At 69.5% G+C, this 16,028-nt stretch carries 15 protein-coding genes; 6 read left to right on the top strand and 9 right to left on the bottom strand.

What is annotated here, in order from left to right; translation table 11 throughout:
* Window positions 1-15: 15 nt before the first annotated feature.
* The 6 genes from ACX80F_RS08150 to ACX80F_RS08125 all read right to left on the bottom strand — a co-directional run bounded on the left by ACX80F_RS08150 (window position 16) and on the right by ACX80F_RS08125 (window position 5,908).
* On the bottom strand, window positions 16-1,554 hold the full coding sequence (locus ACX80F_RS08150; protein WP_459335879.1) for a polysaccharide deacetylase family protein: 1,539 nt from the start codon (window positions 1,552-1,554) through the stop codon (window positions 16-18).
* Between the two features lie 20 nt (window positions 1,555-1,574).
* The gene (locus ACX80F_RS08145; RefSeq protein WP_459335878.1) at window positions 1,575-2,570 is read right to left on the bottom strand and encodes an NAD-dependent epimerase/dehydratase family protein; all 996 of its coding nucleotides are present in this window, start codon (window positions 2,568-2,570) and stop codon (window positions 1,575-1,577) included.
* Between the two features lie 25 nt (window positions 2,571-2,595).
* Window positions 2,596-3,966 carry a nucleotide sugar dehydrogenase gene (locus tag ACX80F_RS08140; RefSeq protein WP_459335877.1) on the bottom strand — a complete coding sequence of 457 codons (1,371 nt, stop codon included), beginning with the start codon at window positions 3,964-3,966 and terminating at the stop codon, window positions 2,596-2,598.
* Window positions 3,967-4,362: 396 nt separating this feature from the next.
* Complete coding sequence (locus ACX80F_RS08135; protein ID WP_459335876.1) at window positions 4,363-5,190, bottom strand: SURF1 family cytochrome oxidase biogenesis protein; 828 nt, start codon at window positions 5,188-5,190, stop codon at window positions 4,363-4,365.
* Entirely contained in the window at window positions 5,191-5,481 is a 291-nt protein-coding gene (locus ACX80F_RS08130; RefSeq protein WP_459335916.1) for a hypothetical protein, read from the bottom strand.
* Between the two features lies 1 nt (window position 5,482).
* Window positions 5,483-5,908, bottom strand: coding sequence for a DUF3099 domain-containing protein (locus tag ACX80F_RS08125; protein WP_459335875.1), 426 nt, complete (start codon window positions 5,906-5,908; stop codon window positions 5,483-5,485).
* Window positions 5,909-6,113: 205 nt separating this feature from the next.
* Between ACX80F_RS08125 and fabG the strand changes: the two genes are divergently transcribed.
* On the top strand, window positions 6,114-6,851 hold the full coding sequence (fabG, locus tag ACX80F_RS08120) for a 3-oxoacyl-ACP reductase FabG (RefSeq protein ID WP_459335874.1): 738 nt from the start codon (window positions 6,114-6,116) through the stop codon (window positions 6,849-6,851).
* 60 nt (window positions 6,852-6,911) lie between these two features.
* Complete coding sequence (locus ACX80F_RS08115) at window positions 6,912-7,661, top strand: SDR family oxidoreductase (protein ID WP_459335873.1); 750 nt, start codon at window positions 6,912-6,914, stop codon at window positions 7,659-7,661.
* 19 nt (window positions 7,662-7,680) lie between these two features.
* Here ACX80F_RS08115 and serB read toward each other — a convergent pair whose 3' ends face one another.
* On the bottom strand, window positions 7,681-8,565 hold the full coding sequence (gene serB / locus ACX80F_RS08110) for a phosphoserine phosphatase SerB (protein WP_459335872.1): 885 nt from the start codon (window positions 8,563-8,565) through the stop codon (window positions 7,681-7,683).
* Window positions 8,566-8,765: 200 nt separating this feature from the next.
* On the opposite strand from serB, the gene ACX80F_RS08105 reads away from it, so the two are divergent.
* The 4 genes from ACX80F_RS08105 (at window position 8,766) to ACX80F_RS08090 (ending at window position 11,958) form a co-directional block, all read left to right on the top strand.
* Window positions 8,766-9,551 carry an ABC transporter ATP-binding protein gene (locus tag ACX80F_RS08105; protein ID WP_459335871.1) on the top strand — a complete coding sequence of 262 codons (786 nt, stop codon included), beginning with the start codon at window positions 8,766-8,768 and terminating at the stop codon, window positions 9,549-9,551.
* A gap of 40 nt (window positions 9,552-9,591) precedes the next feature.
* The gene (locus tag ACX80F_RS08100; protein ID WP_459335870.1) at window positions 9,592-10,419 is read left to right on the top strand and encodes a TrmH family RNA methyltransferase; all 828 of its coding nucleotides are present in this window, start codon (window positions 9,592-9,594) and stop codon (window positions 10,417-10,419) included.
* Between the two features lie 101 nt (window positions 10,420-10,520).
* Window positions 10,521-10,778: a type B 50S ribosomal protein L31 gene (locus ACX80F_RS08095; protein WP_043445237.1), complete on the top strand. Its 258-nt coding sequence runs from the start codon at window positions 10,521-10,523 to the stop codon at window positions 10,776-10,778.
* A 97-nt stretch (window positions 10,779-10,875) separates the two neighbouring features.
* On the top strand, window positions 10,876-11,958 hold the full coding sequence (locus ACX80F_RS08090; protein WP_459335869.1) for a lipoate--protein ligase family protein: 1,083 nt from the start codon (window positions 10,876-10,878) through the stop codon (window positions 11,956-11,958).
* On the opposite strand, the gene pepN is transcribed toward ACX80F_RS08090, so the two are convergent.
* Together pepN and glgC are read right to left on the bottom strand one after the other, a co-directional pair.
* Window positions 11,943-14,558 carry an aminopeptidase N gene (pepN, locus tag ACX80F_RS08085; RefSeq protein ID WP_459335868.1) on the bottom strand — a complete coding sequence of 872 codons (2,616 nt, stop codon included), beginning with the start codon at window positions 14,556-14,558 and terminating at the stop codon, window positions 11,943-11,945. The two genes, ACX80F_RS08090 and pepN, sit on opposite strands and share 16 nt — an antisense overlap.
* A gap of 103 nt (window positions 14,559-14,661) precedes the next feature.
* Window positions 14,662-15,906 (bottom strand): glucose-1-phosphate adenylyltransferase, encoded by a 1,245-nt coding sequence (gene glgC, locus ACX80F_RS08080; protein ID WP_459335867.1) that lies wholly within the window; start codon window positions 15,904-15,906, stop codon window positions 14,662-14,664.
* Window positions 15,907-16,028: the final 122 nt, after the last annotated feature.

Below are 16,028 nucleotides of genomic sequence, written 5' to 3'. Positions count from 1 at the left end.
CGCGTAGGTCGGTGCTCATCGCATGCGACCCAGTTGCTGCAGCGGCCCGACCATCGTGCCGGACACCTGGGCCCACATGGCTCCGATGCCGAGGCCCAGATAGTCGGACCACCCGATGCTCCACTCCAGGCTGTAGTCGTCCGTCTCCAGGGTGCCGGCGTCCATGACGTTCAGGCCGAAGCTGATCCCGTCGACCCCCTCGGGAACGGCATCCGTGGTGAACCTCGCGTGGGCCCATTCATCAGAGGCCGGGAACGGCGGACTGGACGCCCAGTACCGCCAGGTACCCTCCAGATCCCGGATGTAGATCTCGAACTGCGTCTCCCCACTCGATCGGTACCAGGCGCCGAGGTCGTAGGCCCTGGTCGGGTCCACCGTGGGGGAACAGGTACCCAGGTCCATGGTGGGGACCAGCTTGGCGTCCCCGTTCACGTAGTCGGTCAGGGAGAGCCGCGCGGCAGCGTCGCCCGTGCCGGAGCTCTCCTGCAGCTCTATCGACCGTTCGTTTTCTCCGAAGCCGGCCACTTGCCAGCACGAGGGGAGCGACCCGTCGGGGTTCGGTGTCTCGAGCCCGGGATTACGGATCAGATTGCCGGTGCGGGGCGGTGTCGCGGTGTCCACGGGGGCCTTCTCGGGCCCCCCGACCACTTCATCGACGGTTCTCACCACCGTGCCGGCGGTGGCGCGGTCAGCGAGCCACACGACGAAGGCTTCGAACAGGGACGGCGGGACCGAGAGCCTGTTACCGCTGTCGTCGACAAGATGGAAGGTCAGTTGAAGCCACCCGCCGGTGGTTTCGGCCGTGGTGACCGCCTTCTGAAGGTCGGCCAACGTCCAGGTGTTCTCCACCTGGTTCGGTGCCCTGGTCCGGAAGGGGTTGGCCGGGGGCATCGTCTCCGTCACCGGGCAGGCGGCGCAGAGGCTGGACGCGCCCGGCACGTCGGGGCTCCGGAGGTCGCCCAAGGCGCGAGCGCTGTTGTAACCGCACTCGGCAGCGAGGCGTTCGGTGTCAGCGGTCGAGGAACCGAACGGATAGGCGAAGCTGGTGACCTTCAGCCCGAGGTCGATCAGGTTTGCCCTGTCCCTGCAGATCTGGCGACGGGATTCCTCCGGCACCAGGTTCGTCAGTTTGCTGTGGGTGACCGTGTGGCCGCCGATCTCGTGACCGTCGGCCTGCAGCGAGCGGACCTGCTCAACCGTCAGGGTGGTCGGGGCAGGATCCCCGGGCGCCGGTTCGTCCGCGAGCAGGCCCGACGACACGAAGAACGTGCCGTTGAGGCCGTGGTCCTTCATGATCCGCGCGGCCGCGAACTGATCGTCGTTCCCGTCGTCGAAGGTGAGGCTGACGATCGTCCGCGGGGCCGGTACCTGCGCTTCGACCACGGGTTCGCCGAGCACCGCAGTGTGCGCAGGCGAAGCCCCCGCGATGGCCGCGCAGAGCAGAAGGACCATGATGGCGAGTGCGGCGGCACCATCCGACGGGCGCGGCGAGGAGTAGCCGCGGACCCGCCCCGGCTCGCCGTTCACCCATCCCCGGAAGGGGGGATCGTGCATCCTTCCGACGCCGCTTCTCCTCACCGCGTGGCCCCCGCGGCGACCCCGCCCTCGGACGCGGACAGCATCGCCTTGGCGACCTTCAGGATGATCGTGTCCACGGACGTCGTCGGCTTGAATTTCACGAGGCTGCCGGCAAGGGAATTGTCCGGTACCCGACGGCGCATGTCCTCGTAGCCCGGTCCGTAGGCCTGCTCGTAGGGGACCAGGTTGATCACGCTGCTGCTTCCGAGCAGCTTGATGGTCCGCTCGGCCAGCTCCAGGATCGAGATCTCCTGCAGACCCCCGAGATTGACGGCGAGCCCCCGGGTCGCTGGCTCCTCGGCGATGCGGACCATCGCCGGAACGACGTCGCCCACGTAGGAGAAGCAGCGCGTCTGGCGTCCGTCGCCGTACACGGTGAGCGGTTCACCCCTCAGCGCCTGGCCCACGAGGTTCGGCACGACCATCCCGTAGCGGCCGGTCTGGCGTGGTCCCACCGTGTTGAACAGCCTGACGATCGACACGTTCAGGCCGAACTCCCGCCAGTAGGCGTGGGCGAAGGCCTCGTCGATGCCCTTCGCGGCTGCGTAGGTCCACCGTGACTTCAGGGCGGAGCCCAGGATGCGGTCGGCGTCCTCGGACAGGCGGTCCGCCGTGTTCTTGCCGTAGATCTCGCTCGTCGATGCCAGGAGCAGGTCCGCCCCCGACTCCAGGCAGGCGTCCAGTACCACCTCGGTCCCATGGATATTGGTGCGGAGGCTCTCGAGCGGGTGATCCACGATCAGGTGCACGCCGACGGCGGCAGCCAGGTGGAAGACGCGGTCGGATGCACCGATGACCTCACGGACGACGTCCCGATCGAGGATGCTGCCTTCCCGGAAGGTGAAGGCTGGATGGTCCCAGCTGCCCTTCAAATTCTCGCTCGCACCCGTGGACAGGTTGTCCAGGACCGTCACGCTGTCTCCGGCGAGGAGCAGGTACTCGGTGAGGTGGCTGCCGATGAACCCGGCGCCTCCTGTGATGACAGTTCTCATGGTTCGGTACTCCCAGCCGGTTCGGTTACAGGTGGACGATGTTGGAGGCGTGCGGAAGGCGGAAGGTCGAGTCGAGAACATTGACCTCCGGGGTGATCCAGCCGACGTCGGCGGTGCTGTGCGCGGTGTGCAGGAGCACCAGATCGGCGTCGAACGCCGCAGGGTCCGCCTCGTGTTCCAGCACCGTCCCGTCACCGAGGCGCAGACTCGGGATCAGGTGGTCGTGGTACGCGACGACGGCGCCTTCGTCGATGAGGCCCTCGAGTATCTCGAGCGCCGGGGACTCGCGCACGTCCTCCACATCCGGCTTGTAGGCGACGCCCACCACCAGGACACGCGAGGAATGCAGGCCCTTGTCGCGGTCCGAGAGGATCTTGCGGATACGGTCCACCACCCTGCCCGGCCGGGCGGCGATCGCATTCATCGCCTGCTCGATCACCGGTGTGGAAAGCCTCAGCCGCCGCATCTGCCAGAGCAGATAGTGGGGATCGCAGGGGATGCAATGGCCGCCGACCCCCGGCCCCGGCGTGAAGGCCATGAATCCGTAGGGCTTGGTTGCTGCCGCGTCGATCACTTCCATGACGTCGAGCTTCAGCGAATTCGCCATGTCGGCGAACTCGTTGGCCAGGCCGATGTTCACGGCGCGGAAGGTGTTCTCCACGAGCTTCGTCATCTCCGCGGCGTCCGCGGAGCTCACCGTGTGCACGAGCCGGGTGTAGGTGCCGATGAGTGCCTGCGCGGCTTCCGTGCAGCCGTTCGTGATCCCGCCGACGACGCGGGGAACGTCCTCGTGCGCGAAACTGTCCGTGCCAGGGTTGATGCGTTCGGGACTGAACGCCACATGGATATTGCTCCCCGCGATCAGGCCGCGCTTGGCCAGCGGGGTCGCCAGGAGATCGCGGGTGCTGCCGACGTAGGTGGTCGAGGTCAGGAGCAGCAGTTGGCCACTGACCGCGTTCTCCACCACGGTGTGGCAGGCCTGGCCCAGGATGCGCAGGTCGGGCACGAGGTATGCGTCCACGGGAGTGGGCACGCAGATGATGACCGCCGCCGCGCGGGACAGCCGCGCGGGATCGTTGGTCAGCTCGAAGGACGGGTCCGCGAGGGACCGCGCCAGGCGCTCGCGGTCGGAGGGCACCAGGTCCGCCCGTCCGCTCCGGATGACGTCGAGGCGGGCGGGACTCGCGTCGAGGCCCAGGACCCGTGCGCCCGCTGCACTGAAGGCGAGGGAGGTAGGCAGCCCCACGTAGCCCATCCCCACGATGGCGACGTCGAACTCGAAGTCGTGCGCGGAGCGATCCTGCGCCGGCTCTGTCGTCGCGGTGGGGGGTTCGAGGAGTTCCGTCGCCTTTCGCCTGCTCCACAGCTTCGGACCAGCAACCAGATTTCCAGTCATCGTCACATCCTTTGAACTAGCGTGGATCCCGGCGCCAGACGACTTTCGGATCAGGTGCTCGGTTTCCCAGCCCGGAGCCACAGGGAACTGCGCGGCTGCAGTGGTGTGATCGCCGCAGTCGTCACTCTATGAAGGGGCGTCACCCTGCGCACGAGTGCATTCCACGCGACTCCAGCGGCGAACACTCGCACGTACCACTTGGGATCGGTGTCCGGCTACCCGGGTACTGCATCCGACTACTGAGACGTCGGTAGTGCGCCACGCGGCCCCCGCGGGGTCCTCGCAGGAGTAAGCACAGGAGTGGACGCAGGGGTTGTCCCAGGGGCGCAGTGCACGGCCCGGCCGCAGGGATCCCGGGGAGGCTGTCCGGGCGCAGGGCGACACCGCGGAACGGACCTAGCGGATGCCCCGTGCGTCGAGAATGGCGTCCTCTTCCTCCTCCGAGGAGGGGCGGCGACGCCGGCGGACCGGGCGGTCGGGAGCGGTCCCGTCCCGTTCGGCGTCACTCCTGCGTTGCTGGCGCGCCGCATAACCGAGGCCTACGAAGGCAAGGACACCGAAGGCGAACCACTGCAGGGAGTAGGAGAGGTGCGGTCCTTCGTCGATGGACGGCTTGGGTGCCGCGATCGGCGTCTCGGCCGCCGCCGGCCGCTCCAGCGCCAGCAGGCCGTAGGCCGCGTCCTGCAGGGGATAGTCCAGCCGTTCCGCGAGCGAGGGAAGATGGACCGATGCGACCTGTCCGTCGGGCGCGCCCCGGTTCACCTCGGGCTCGCCGGGCCTGATCCGTGCGGTGACCTCGACCTCCCCCGCGGGCGGGGCCGGCACCGCGTCGGGCCGGCCCGCTTCGATGTTCCCGATGGGCAGCCACCCGCGGTCGATGATGACGGCCGTGCCGTCCTCGAGCCGCAGGGGGGTGAGCACCTCGTACCCCGGCTGGCCGTTGAGCGGCCGGTTGCGCACGACGACCTGGTGCTCGACGTCGTACGTCCCGCTGAAGGTCACCGGCGTCCATTCGCGGGCGGGGTCGAACGCGTCGAAGCCGTTCACTCCCGGCACGTAGCGCTCCGGTGCCGCGTCGTAGTTCGCCTCGATGCGCTGGATGTCCTCCACGACGGCCTCCCGCCGCTCCAGCTGCCATCGTCCGAGTCCGACGCAGCCGGCGGCCAGCACCACGACCATGGCGAGCCAGCCGAGCCAACGGGCGGAGAAGAAGTAGCGGAACACCTAGCGGGTCTCCATCGGTCGGTCTGCGGTCAGGGGAAGGGTCTCCTTCCAGAGCCCACGATTCCGGAGGTATTCCTCGAACCACTCCACGTGGTCGGGGCACGACGCCCAGGCCTTCCGGCGCTCCGGGGTGTGGATGCGCGGGTTGTTCCACAGCAGCTGCCACCCGGCGTCGTTCCGGCACCCCTTGCGGGAGCAGACGGGAGGCCCCGCCTCGGCCGCCCGTGGCTCACCGAACAGCCCGAGGCCCGCGACCGCCGGGGCGGCCACGGGCCGGGGGGTGGACGGCAGGTCAGCCACGGGACTCGGGCCCGCCACGCCCTGCCTCGTGCGAGCCGTGACGCACCGGTTCTGCGGCGTCGTCGATGATCTCGCCGCTGAGGATCTCGTCGCCGGCGTCAGGGCCGGCGTCGACGACCTTCGCCTCGATCTCGCGCACCGGGGCGCGATCGATCAGGGCGTCGCTGTGGCGGATGCTGCTGGTGTCGCTGCCGCCGTTCGCGACGATCACCGCGAAGTAGGGCAGGAACACCGCCCCGGCGATCATCACCCACTGCAGCCACACGTAAGGGACCACGAACACCAGGACGAAGCAGACGAGCCGGATGCTCATCGACACCGAGTACCGGATCATGCGCGTCCGCATCTCGTCGCTGTGTGATTCCCGCGCGTCGGAGATGCTGTGGACATCCGTATTGTGCTTCGTTTGCTTGCTCATCACACTCCAAAAAGACTCCCTCTATTGTCTCATTCCGGGCCCCGTTCCCGAAGTCGAGGGATGCGCCGCTAGGATCGTCGGGACAGCCCGACCGACGGCCACGAGGAGCTCCGATCGGGCCGGAACGCCCGTCCGGAGCGACCCCGTGGTGGTCGGCAGGAACAACGTGGACCTTCTTCGGTCCGCAGACAGAGGAGTTACCCCCTTGGCACGTGATGCAGATACCGCTACGACGGCGACCGGCCGCAGCGTCCTCGTAACCGGAGGAAACCGTGGGATCGGCCTTGCCATCGCCAAGGTATTCGTAGCCAACGGCGACAAGGTTGCCATCACCTACCGAAGTGGTGAGATTCCCGAGGGAATGCTCGGTGTACGCGCCGACGTCACCAGCGAGGAACAGATCGACGCCGCGTTCACGCAGGTCGAAGCCGAGCACGGGCCGGTGGAGGTGCTGGTCGCCAACGCCGGCATCACCCGCGACACCCTGCTCATGAGGATGACGGAGAGCGATTTCACGGACGTCATCGACACGAACCTCACCGGAGCGTTCCGCGTCGTCAAGCGGGCCTCGCGCGGCATGATCCGCCTACGGCGCGGCCGCGTCATCCTGATCTCGAGCGTCACGGGCCTCTACGGGGCGCCGGGCCAGATCAACTATTCCGCCTCGAAGGCCGGGCTGGTCGGTATCGCCCGCTCCCTGACGCGTGAGCTCGGCTCCCGGGGCATCACGGCCAATGTCGTCGCCCCGGGGTTCATCGATACCGACATGACGGCCGAGTTGCCCGAGGACACGCGCAAGAGCTACCTGGCCACGATCCCAGCCGGCCGCTTCGCGTCGCCCGACGAGGTGGCAGGTGTGGTGTCCTTCCTGGCCGGCGACGCCGCCGGGTACATCTCCGGTGCCGTCATCCCCGTGGACGGCGGACTCGGCATGGGCCACTAGGCACCACCGGCCGTCATCCCCCCACTTACACCGCTTACACCGCCCACCAGAAGGAGCACCATGGCCACCCTCGAGGGAACCACAGCAATCGTCACCGGATCGTCCCGCGGCATCGGCGCCGACGTCGCGCAGCAGCTCGCCACGCAGGGTGCCGCCGTCGTCGTGAACTACCGCCAGAAGGCGCCGCGCGCGAACAAGGTGGTCGCCGGGATCGAGGCGGCAGGCGGCCGGGCCGTCGCGGTCGGCGCGGACCTGACGGCGCCCGAGGGCCCGGCAGCGCTGGTCGATGCCGCGGTCTCGACGTTCGGCGGGCTGAACCTGCTGGTCCTCAACGCGTCCGGCGGCATGGAGACGGGCCTGGGGGAGGACTACGCGCTGAAGCTCAATCGCGACGCGCAGGTGGCCATGCTCGAGGCCGCCACGGAGGTGATGCCCGCGGGCTCGCGCGTGGTCTTCATCACGAGCCACCAGGCGCACTTCATCGAGAAGGTGGAGACGATGGACGCCTACGAGCCCGTCGCCCGCAGCAAGCGTGCGGGCGAGGACGCCCTGCGCGCCCGCGTCCCTCAGCTCGACGAGAAGGGGATCTCCCTCGTCGTCGTGTCCGGCGACATGATCGAGGGCACCGTCACGGCGACGCTGCTGGACCGCGCAACCCCCGGGGCCATCGAGGCACGCCGCCGGGAGGCGGGCCGCCTGTACTCGGTCGCCGAGTTCGCGACCGAGATCGTCCGGATGGTCACGGCGGATGTCCCGACGGGCCACACCGAGTACGTGGGCGGCGCCGAGGACTTCCTCGCCAAGAGCTGACCCACCGGGCCGGGGACGGTCACAGTCCTGCGAAGTGGCGGACGACGTCGAGGTCCGGAAGGTCCAGGGCGACGTCCGCCGTCGCACGGACGGCCGGTTTCGCGTTGAACGCCACCCCGAGTCCCGCTGCCCCGAGCATGTCGAGGTCGTTCGCCCCGTCGCCGACGGCGATCACGGCCTCGACCGGGACGCCGGCGCGCTCCGCCTCGGAGCGCAGGGTGCGCTCCTTCTCACGACGGTCGACGACGGCGCCCGCCACCTTCCCGGTCAGCGACCCGTCGAGGATCTCGAGGTCGTTCGCCTTCGCGAAGGACAGGCGGAGTCGTTCGGCGAGGGGAGCCAGGACCTGCGAGAAGCCGCCGGAGACGACGCCGACGCGGTGGCCCGCGGCGAGGTACGCCGACACGAGGTCCTCGGCGCCGTCGCTCAGCAGGACGTGGTCCACGACCTCGCCGATCACGGCGGCGGGGAGCCCCTCCAGCGCGCGGACCCGGTGGTGGAGGGACTGCGCGAAGTCGAGTTCGCCCCGCATGGCCGCCTCGGTCACGGCCGCGACCTCCGCCTCACGGCCCGCGTGCGCGGCGAGCAGTTCGATGACCTCCTGCCGGATGAGCGTCGAGTCGACGTCCATGATCAGCAGTTTCGGCCCGGGGGAGTAGATGGTCGCCGGTACCAGGGCGGCGCCGATCCCGGAGGCAGCCGTCCACCGGGACAGGCCGGCGCGCAGTTCCGGCGCGGGGGCGTCGAGCTCGACGTCGAGGGTCAGCACCGCGTAGGTCGGGGTCCTGGCGGAGGAGGTGTCCGTCACCCGGGCGCCGAGCCCTCGCAGGGCCACGAGCAGGTCCTCCCGCTGTGCGTCGTCGAGCCGTCCTGCATAGGCGACCACCCGTGCCGTGTCGCGCATGCTGCCGCTCCTTGTCCGCGCCGGTGCCGGCGTCCGTCGTTTCGTGAGGTCCCGCCCGGAACTCCTGCCCGTGGCGTCCTGCCCGCGGCGGAAGCCGGCAGGCGGGCCCGGCCGTCCCGCCCCCACGCGGAGGACACGGGAATCGGAGGCAGTTCCGTGGTTTCGCCACGGGGCCGCTCCTTAGCCTAGTGTCTAGGACCATGAGTGACGTTCTGGAACTGGCGGGAGTAAGCCTCGTCAGGGGTGGCAAGACCCTGCTCGATGGGATCGACTGGCAGGTTCATGAGGGTGAGCGCTGGGTGGTCATGGGCCCCAACGGAGCGGGCAAGACCACCCTCCTGCAGCTCGCCGGGGCCCGGCTCCACCCCACCCGTGGCGTCGTCGGGATCCTGGACGAGGTCATGGGGGCGGTCGACGTCTTCGACCTGCGACCGCGCATCGGCCTCGCGTCGGCAGCCCTGGCCACCCAGGTCCCTGATCACGAGACCGTCCTGAACGTCGTCGTGACCGCGTCGTACGGGGTCACGGGGCGGTGGCGCGAGCAGTACGAGCGCCTCGACGAGCGCCGCGCCTTCTTCCTGCTCGACACATGGGGCATGTCCCGCTTCATGAACCGCCCGTTCGGCTCCCTCAGCGAAGGCGAGCGCAAGCGCGTCCAGATCGCCCGCGCGCTCATGGCGGACCCGGAACTCCTGCTCCTCGACGAGCCGGCGGCCGGCCTCGACCTCGCCGGGCGCGAGGACCTCGTGCGCCGCCTGACCGAGTTCGCGCGCGATCCCGCGGCACCGGCCATGGTGCTCGTGACCCACCACCTCGAGGAGGTCCCGCCGGGCTTCACGCACGCGCTGCTGCTGCGTGACGGCGTCGTCGTCGCCACCGGACCCATCGGGGACGTGCTGACCGAGGAGAACCTGAGCGGCGCGTTCGACGTCGCCCTCAAGGTGACCGAGGAGAACGGCCGCTACAGCGCCGTTGCGCGGGCGTGACCTGCCGCACGGTCCCTCGCACGTCCCGGCCTGCTCCCTGATGCCCGTCGTCCCCCTCGACGCGGCCGACGACCCCCGGCTCGCGGACTACCGCAACCTCACCGACGTCCAGCTGCGCCTCGCCAAGGAACCCGCGGAGGGGCTCTACATCGCGGAGAGCTCGAAGGTGCTCCGGCGCGCCATCGACGCCGGACACGTCCCGCGGTCCTTCCTCCTGGCGCCCAAGTGGCTTCCCGACCTCGCGGACGTCGTCGCACGTTTCCCGTCCGTGCCCGCGTTCGTCGCCCCCGATGCCACGCTCGAGGCCATCACGGGCTTCCATCTCCACCGGGGTGCCCTCGCCGCGATGCACAGGCCTGCACCCCGGCCCCTCGGCGACCTGCTGGGCGCCGCCCGGCGCGTCGCGATCATCGAGGACATGGTGGACCACACGAACCTGGGAGCGGTCTTCCGCTCCGCTGCCGCGCTCGGCGTCGACGCCGTGCTGCTCAGCCCCCGCAGTGCGGATCCGCTCTACCGGAGGGCCGTGCGGGTCAGCATGGGCAGCGTCTTCCAGGTCCCCTGGGCCAGACTCGGCTCCTGGCCCGGGGACCTCGCCGCCGTCCGCGCCGCAGGCTTCACCCTCGCCGCCCTCGCCCTGGGTCCCGGGTCGGTCCCGCTCGGTGCGTTCCCTGCGCGGAGTCACGAGCGGCTCGCCCTCCTGCTCGGCACCGAGGGGGACGGGCTGAGCGACGCCGCACTCGTGGAGGCTGACATCGCCCTGACCATCCCCATGTACGGCGGCGTGGATTCGCTGAACGTCGCCGCGGCCGCGGCGGTGGCCTTCTGGGAGTGCCGGTACGACGATGGCGCGCGGCCCGCGCTTTAGCCTCGCCGGTGCTCCTGCGCTAGTATGGACAGCTGGCGCTGTCGCCATCCTTTCAAGTTCCCGTGCCTGGCAAAATCCAGGCAACCAGAGAAGGTAGTCCTGTGAAGTCTGATATCCACCCCAAGTACCAGTCGGTCGTATTCCGCGACCTGGCCTCCGACAAGGCGTTCCTGACCAAGTCGACGGTCGGTTCGCCCAAGACCATCGAGTGGGAAGACGGCAACACCTACCCCCTCATCGAGGTCGAGATCTCCTCGGAGTCCCACCCGTTCTACACGGGCAAGCAGCGCATCATGGACTCCGCCGGCCGAGTGGAGCGCTTCAACGCCCGCTTCAAGGGCTTCGGCACCAAGAAGTAATCCAGCTCCTCCCGCGCAACGGACCTCCGGTCCGGCGAAGAAGCCACGCCCATCCGGCGTGGCTTCTTCTGGGTTAACGCACACCAGGAAGGCACCCATGGACCAGGCACACACACCGGACGCAGAGCGCCTGCACGGCGAATTCAAGACCCCGGGCGGCAAGCTCACCGCGGTGGACCTTTCCGTGCAGGGCGGGCGCCTCACGCATGTCTCGGTCAACGGGGACTTCTTCCTCGAACCCGACGAGGCGCTGCTCGACATCAACGCAGCCCTGGAGGGCCTCCCCGCGGACACGGCGCCCGGTGAGCTCGCGGCCGCGATCACCCAGCGCCTCGACCCCTCGGCCGTGCTCTTCGGGTTTTCTCCGGCCGCCATCGCCACCGCGGTGCGCCGCGCCCTGGGGCGCGCCTCGAGCTTCGCGGACCACCAGTGGGAGATCATCCCTCCCACACCGCTGCCCACGGCCACGCACGTCGCGATGGACGAGGTCCTCACGCGAGACGTCGGCGCGGGCTCCCGCAACCCGACCCTGCGCTTCTGGGAGTGGCAGGCGCCGTCGGTGGTGATCGGCAGCTTCCAGTCGGTGCGCAACGAGGTGGACCCGGCAGGCGCCGACCGGCACGGGGTCACCGTGGTGCGGAGGATCAGCGGCGGCGGGGCGATGTTCATGGAGCACGGCAACGCCATCACCTACTCCCTCTACGTGCCGCAGTCCCTCGTGGACGGCATGAGTTTCGCCGACTCCTATCCGTTCCTCGATGCGTGGGTCATGGAGGCCCTCCAGCGACTCGGCATCAGGGCCTGGTACCAGCCCCTGAACGACATCGCCACGGAGGTCGGCAAGATCGGCGGCGCGGCCCAGAAGCGCCTCGCCAACGGCGGGATGCTGCACCACGTGACCATGAGCTACGACATCGACGCCGACAAGATGCTCGAGGTGCTGCGCATCGGCCGGGAGAAGATGTCGGACAAGGGGACGACGAGCGCCAAGAAGCGCGTGGACCCCCTCCGCCGCCAGACCGGACTGGCCCGCGAGGAGATCATCGGCGTCATGATGGACACCTTCCGCGAACGCTACGGCGCCGTGGAGGGCTCCCTCTCCGAGGACGACCTCCGCCGCGCCGGGGACCTGGTGGAGACCAAGTTCGGCACCGAGGACTGGCTCTACCGGGTGCCCTGAGCCTGCGCCCGCAGTGACCGCAGGAGATGGTCGCGTTCCTCGACGACGATGCGGCGCAGGGCCGCCGGGGCGTCGCGGTTCCCGTCCAGCCACGCATCGGTCCGCAGGACCACCGGGTGCCGTCCGGGCTCGCCGTCCAGGTCCTGGTGTCCCGGGAACAGGCCCCGCACGATCCTGGTCGCCATCTCGATGCCCCGGCCTGCCCAGACGCCGCGGAGCGCCTCGAAGTAGGGCTCGCGGTACTGGTCCAGGAGCTCGTGCGGGCCGAGTGTGAAGCCCTCGATCGCCGCGCTGAGCAGGTCGTTGGACAGCCGGTCGCCGTGCACGGCTTCGCCCCACGTGGCCTTCTTGATGGCCGCGTCGGGAAGCGCGGCGGAGGCGAGGGTGAAGCGCACCCGGCCCGACGCCGTCGGGTCCGCCGCCCGCTCGGCCTCCAGCTCCCCGGGCAGGACGCGCTGCTGCGCTGCGAGCCCCTGCAGGAGGAACCAGCGGAGGTCGGCGTCGAGGGCCAGGCCGTCGATCCGCTCGTCGCCGTCGAGCACGGCACGCACGACGTCGGCGGCCCGCCCGGCAGTGCGGGAGGTGATGGCCAGGGCCCTCGCCCAGGCGAGCTGCAGGTCGGATCCCGGCGCCGCGGCGCGCAGGCCCTCCGCCAGGACATCGCTCAGCCGGTCGCGGAGCGCCGGGCGCTCCGCGGCAGGGGCGAAGCGCTCGATCGCGGTGCCGGCGTTGGCCAGCAGGACCTGCAGCACGCCCACGCCGCTCTCCGTCGGGGCGGCGAGCATCACGGCGGACAGGTAGGAGCCGACCGGAAGGCGCGCGTCCCGCACGCTGGACCACAGGGCCGTGAGGCACGTGGCCCGGGCCAGGGGGTCCTGAATCCGGTGGATCGAGGTCAGGAGCGTGGCGAGGGACCGCTCGTCGAAGGAGAGCAACGCGTAGGTCAGGTCGTCGTCATTGACCAGCAGCAGGTCCGGCTGGGTGACCCCGACGAGCACGGGCACGTCCGTCCGGCCGGCGTCGACCTTCACGGCCTCCGCCCGCGTCCGCACGAGCCACCCTTCGCTGTCGAAGGAGTACAGGCCCACCCGGATGCGGTGCGGCCGGGGCTCGTCCCGGCCGGTCACCGGATCCACGGCGGTCTGGACGATCGTGACCCCGGTGAGGATGCCGTCGTCGACCGTGACCTCTGCGGTGAGGGCGGGGACGCCGGAGGTCCGGAGCCAGGAGCGTGACCACGCGGCGAGGTCCTGGCCCGTCGCGACGGCCAGCACGTCGAGCAGGTCGGCGAGCGTCGTGTTCCCGTACTCGTGCTTCCGGAAGTACTGGCGGGCGGCGCTGATGAAGTCCTCGCGGCCCACGAACGCCACGAGCTGCTTGAGCACGGAGGCGCCCTTCGCATAAGTGATCCCGTCGAAGTTCTGCTTGGCGGCCTCGAGGTCGGGGATGTCAGCGACGATCGGGTGCGTCGTCGGGAGCTGGTCCTGCACGTAGGCCCATGATTTCCGGCGGTTCGCGAAACTCACCCAGGACGTGCTCCAGCGGGTGGCCTCCGCCACCGCGAGGGCTCCCATGTAGTCGGCGAAGGACTCTTTGAGCCAGAGGTCGTCCCACCAGGACATCGTCACGAGGTCGCCGAACCACATGTGCGCCATCTCGTGCAGGATCGTGTTGGCCCTGGCCTCGCGCTGGGCCTCCGTGGCCGCGGACCGGAACACGTAGTTCTCGGTGAAGGTCACGAGCCCGGGGTTCTCCATCGCCCCCAGGTTGTACTCGGGGACGAACGCCTGGTCGTACTTGCCGAAGGGGTACGGGTAATCGAACAGGTCGTGGAAGAAGTCCAGTCCGCGCCGGGTCGTGTCGAAGATCTCGGCGGCGTCGAAGGACGGGGCCAGGGAGCGGCGGCAGTACAGGGCCAGCGGCACCTCGAGGGCCTCGCCGGCCGTGCCCGCCGTCCCGGTCCAGGTATCGGTCTCCCGGTGGTAGGGGCCCGCCAGCACGGTGGTGATGTAGGTGGAGATGCGTCGCGTGGGCGCGAACGTCCAGCGGGTCGTCGGCGCACCGTCCGGTGCGTCGGCCTGCGGTTCGACGACGGTCTGCGCTCCGTTGGAGGCGACCGTCCAGTCGGCGGGCGCGACGACGCTGAACGTGAACGTGGCCTTCAGGTCCGGCTGTTCGAAGGTCGCGAAGACCCGGCGTGCGTCCGCCGGCTCGTACTGCGTGTACAGGTAGGTTTCGCCGTCGGCGGGGTCGACGAACCGGTGGAGTCCCTCCCCGCTGGTGCTGTAGCGGGCGCGGCCCGTGACCGACACCGTGTTGTGTTCGGCGAGGTCGTGCAGCCGCACGCGGGCGCCGTCGCGCGCCGCGGCCGGGTCGAGCACCTCCCCGTTCACCTCGAGACCGGTGACCTCCCCGATGAAGTCGAGGAACGTGGACGCCCCCGCCTCCCGGCAGGAGAACACCACCGTCGTCGTCGTGGGGTACGTGGCGCAGGCGGCGTCCCGGGCCTGGGAGAGATCCAGGTGGACGGTGTAGCTCTCGGTCCGCAACAGCGCCGAGCGGGCGGAAGCCTCGTCCCGGGTCAGGTTCTCGTTCTCCATCCGGTCATTCAATCACGGGGCTGCCGCGCCGCCGCGGGGGAGCGGCGGACGACGACGCCCCCGGCGGCTGCCGGGGGCGTCGTCCGTCGGGACTGAGGGTCGATCAGTCCGGTGTGATGACCTGGTTCTTGCTGACGATCGTGAGCCCCGAGTCCGTGACGGCAAAGCCGCGGCTGCGGTCCAGGTCGGGGTCGACGCCGATCCTCGCGCCGGCGGGGATCCGCACGTTCTTGTCGATGATGGCCCGGCGCACCACGGCCCCGGCGCCGACATTGACCTTGTCGAGGAGCACGCTGCCGGTCACCTCGGCGGCTTCGTCGACGAACACGTCGGTCGCGATGACGGAGCTGTTCACGGCACCGCCGGAGACGACGACACCGGCGGAGACGATCGAGTCGTGGGCCTCGCCGGACCGCCCGGAGGCGCTGCGCACGAACTTGGCCGGCGGGGAGACGCTCTGCCGCGTGTAGATGGGCCACTGCAGGTTGTACAGGTTGAACAGCGGCAGGGGTGAGATGAGGTCCATGTTGGCGTCGTAGTACGAGTCCATGGTGCCCACGTCGCGCCAGTACTGGCGGTCGCGGTCGGTGGAGCCGGCGATGTCGTTGGTTGTGAAGTCGTAGACCGCGGCGTCGTTGCGTTCCACGAAGTAGGGGATGATGTCCCCGCCCATGTCGTGGTTGGTGTCCAGCCGCGCGGCGTCGTCCTCGAGGGCCTTCAGCAGGGCGTCGGTGGTGAAGACGTAGTTGCCCATGGAGGCGAGGAAGCTGTTGGGATCGTCCGGGAGGCCGGGGGTGGTCTTCGGCTTCTCGACGAACGCGGCGATGCGCCCGGGATCGTCCTGGTCCACCTCGATGACGCCGAACTGGTCGACGAGGTCCATCGGCTGGCGGACGGCTGCGACGCTGACCGAGGCCCCGCTCTTCACATGGGCGTCGACCATCTGTTCGAAGTCCATCCGGTACACGTGGTCCGCGCCGATCACGACGACGATGTCCGGCCGGGCGTCGTGGATCAGGTTCAGTGACTGGTAGATCGCGTTCGCGCTGCCGAGGAACCAGCTCTTGCCCCGGCGCTGCTGCGCGGGGACGGAGGCGATGTACTGCTGGAGCTGCGTGGACATCCGCCACGTCTCCGAGATGTGCCGGTCCAGGCTGTGCGACTTGTACTGCGTCAGCACCACGATCTGGAGGTAGCCGGAGTTGACCAGATTCGACAGTGCGAAGTCGATGAGCCGATAGCTGCCCGCGAACGGTACGGCCGGCTTGGCCCGGTCCGCCGTGAGCGGCATCAGGCGCTTGCCTTCCCCGCCCGCCAGGACCACGGCCAGTACTTTCTTCGGTGCCACTTCAGACCCCCCGCTCTTCGTTGAGTGTTCTGTCTGCTCGATGGGTGGTCGATCAGCGTTGGTACACACACCGGAACCCTTCCGGTCTCTTCACACTAGAGGACAGGGGACACACTGCACTA

Source organism: Arthrobacter sp. TMS2-4 (assembly GCF_054511075.1).
Note: the sequence above shows the minus strand (reverse complement) of the source record. Positions and strands in the feature narration are given on the sequence as shown.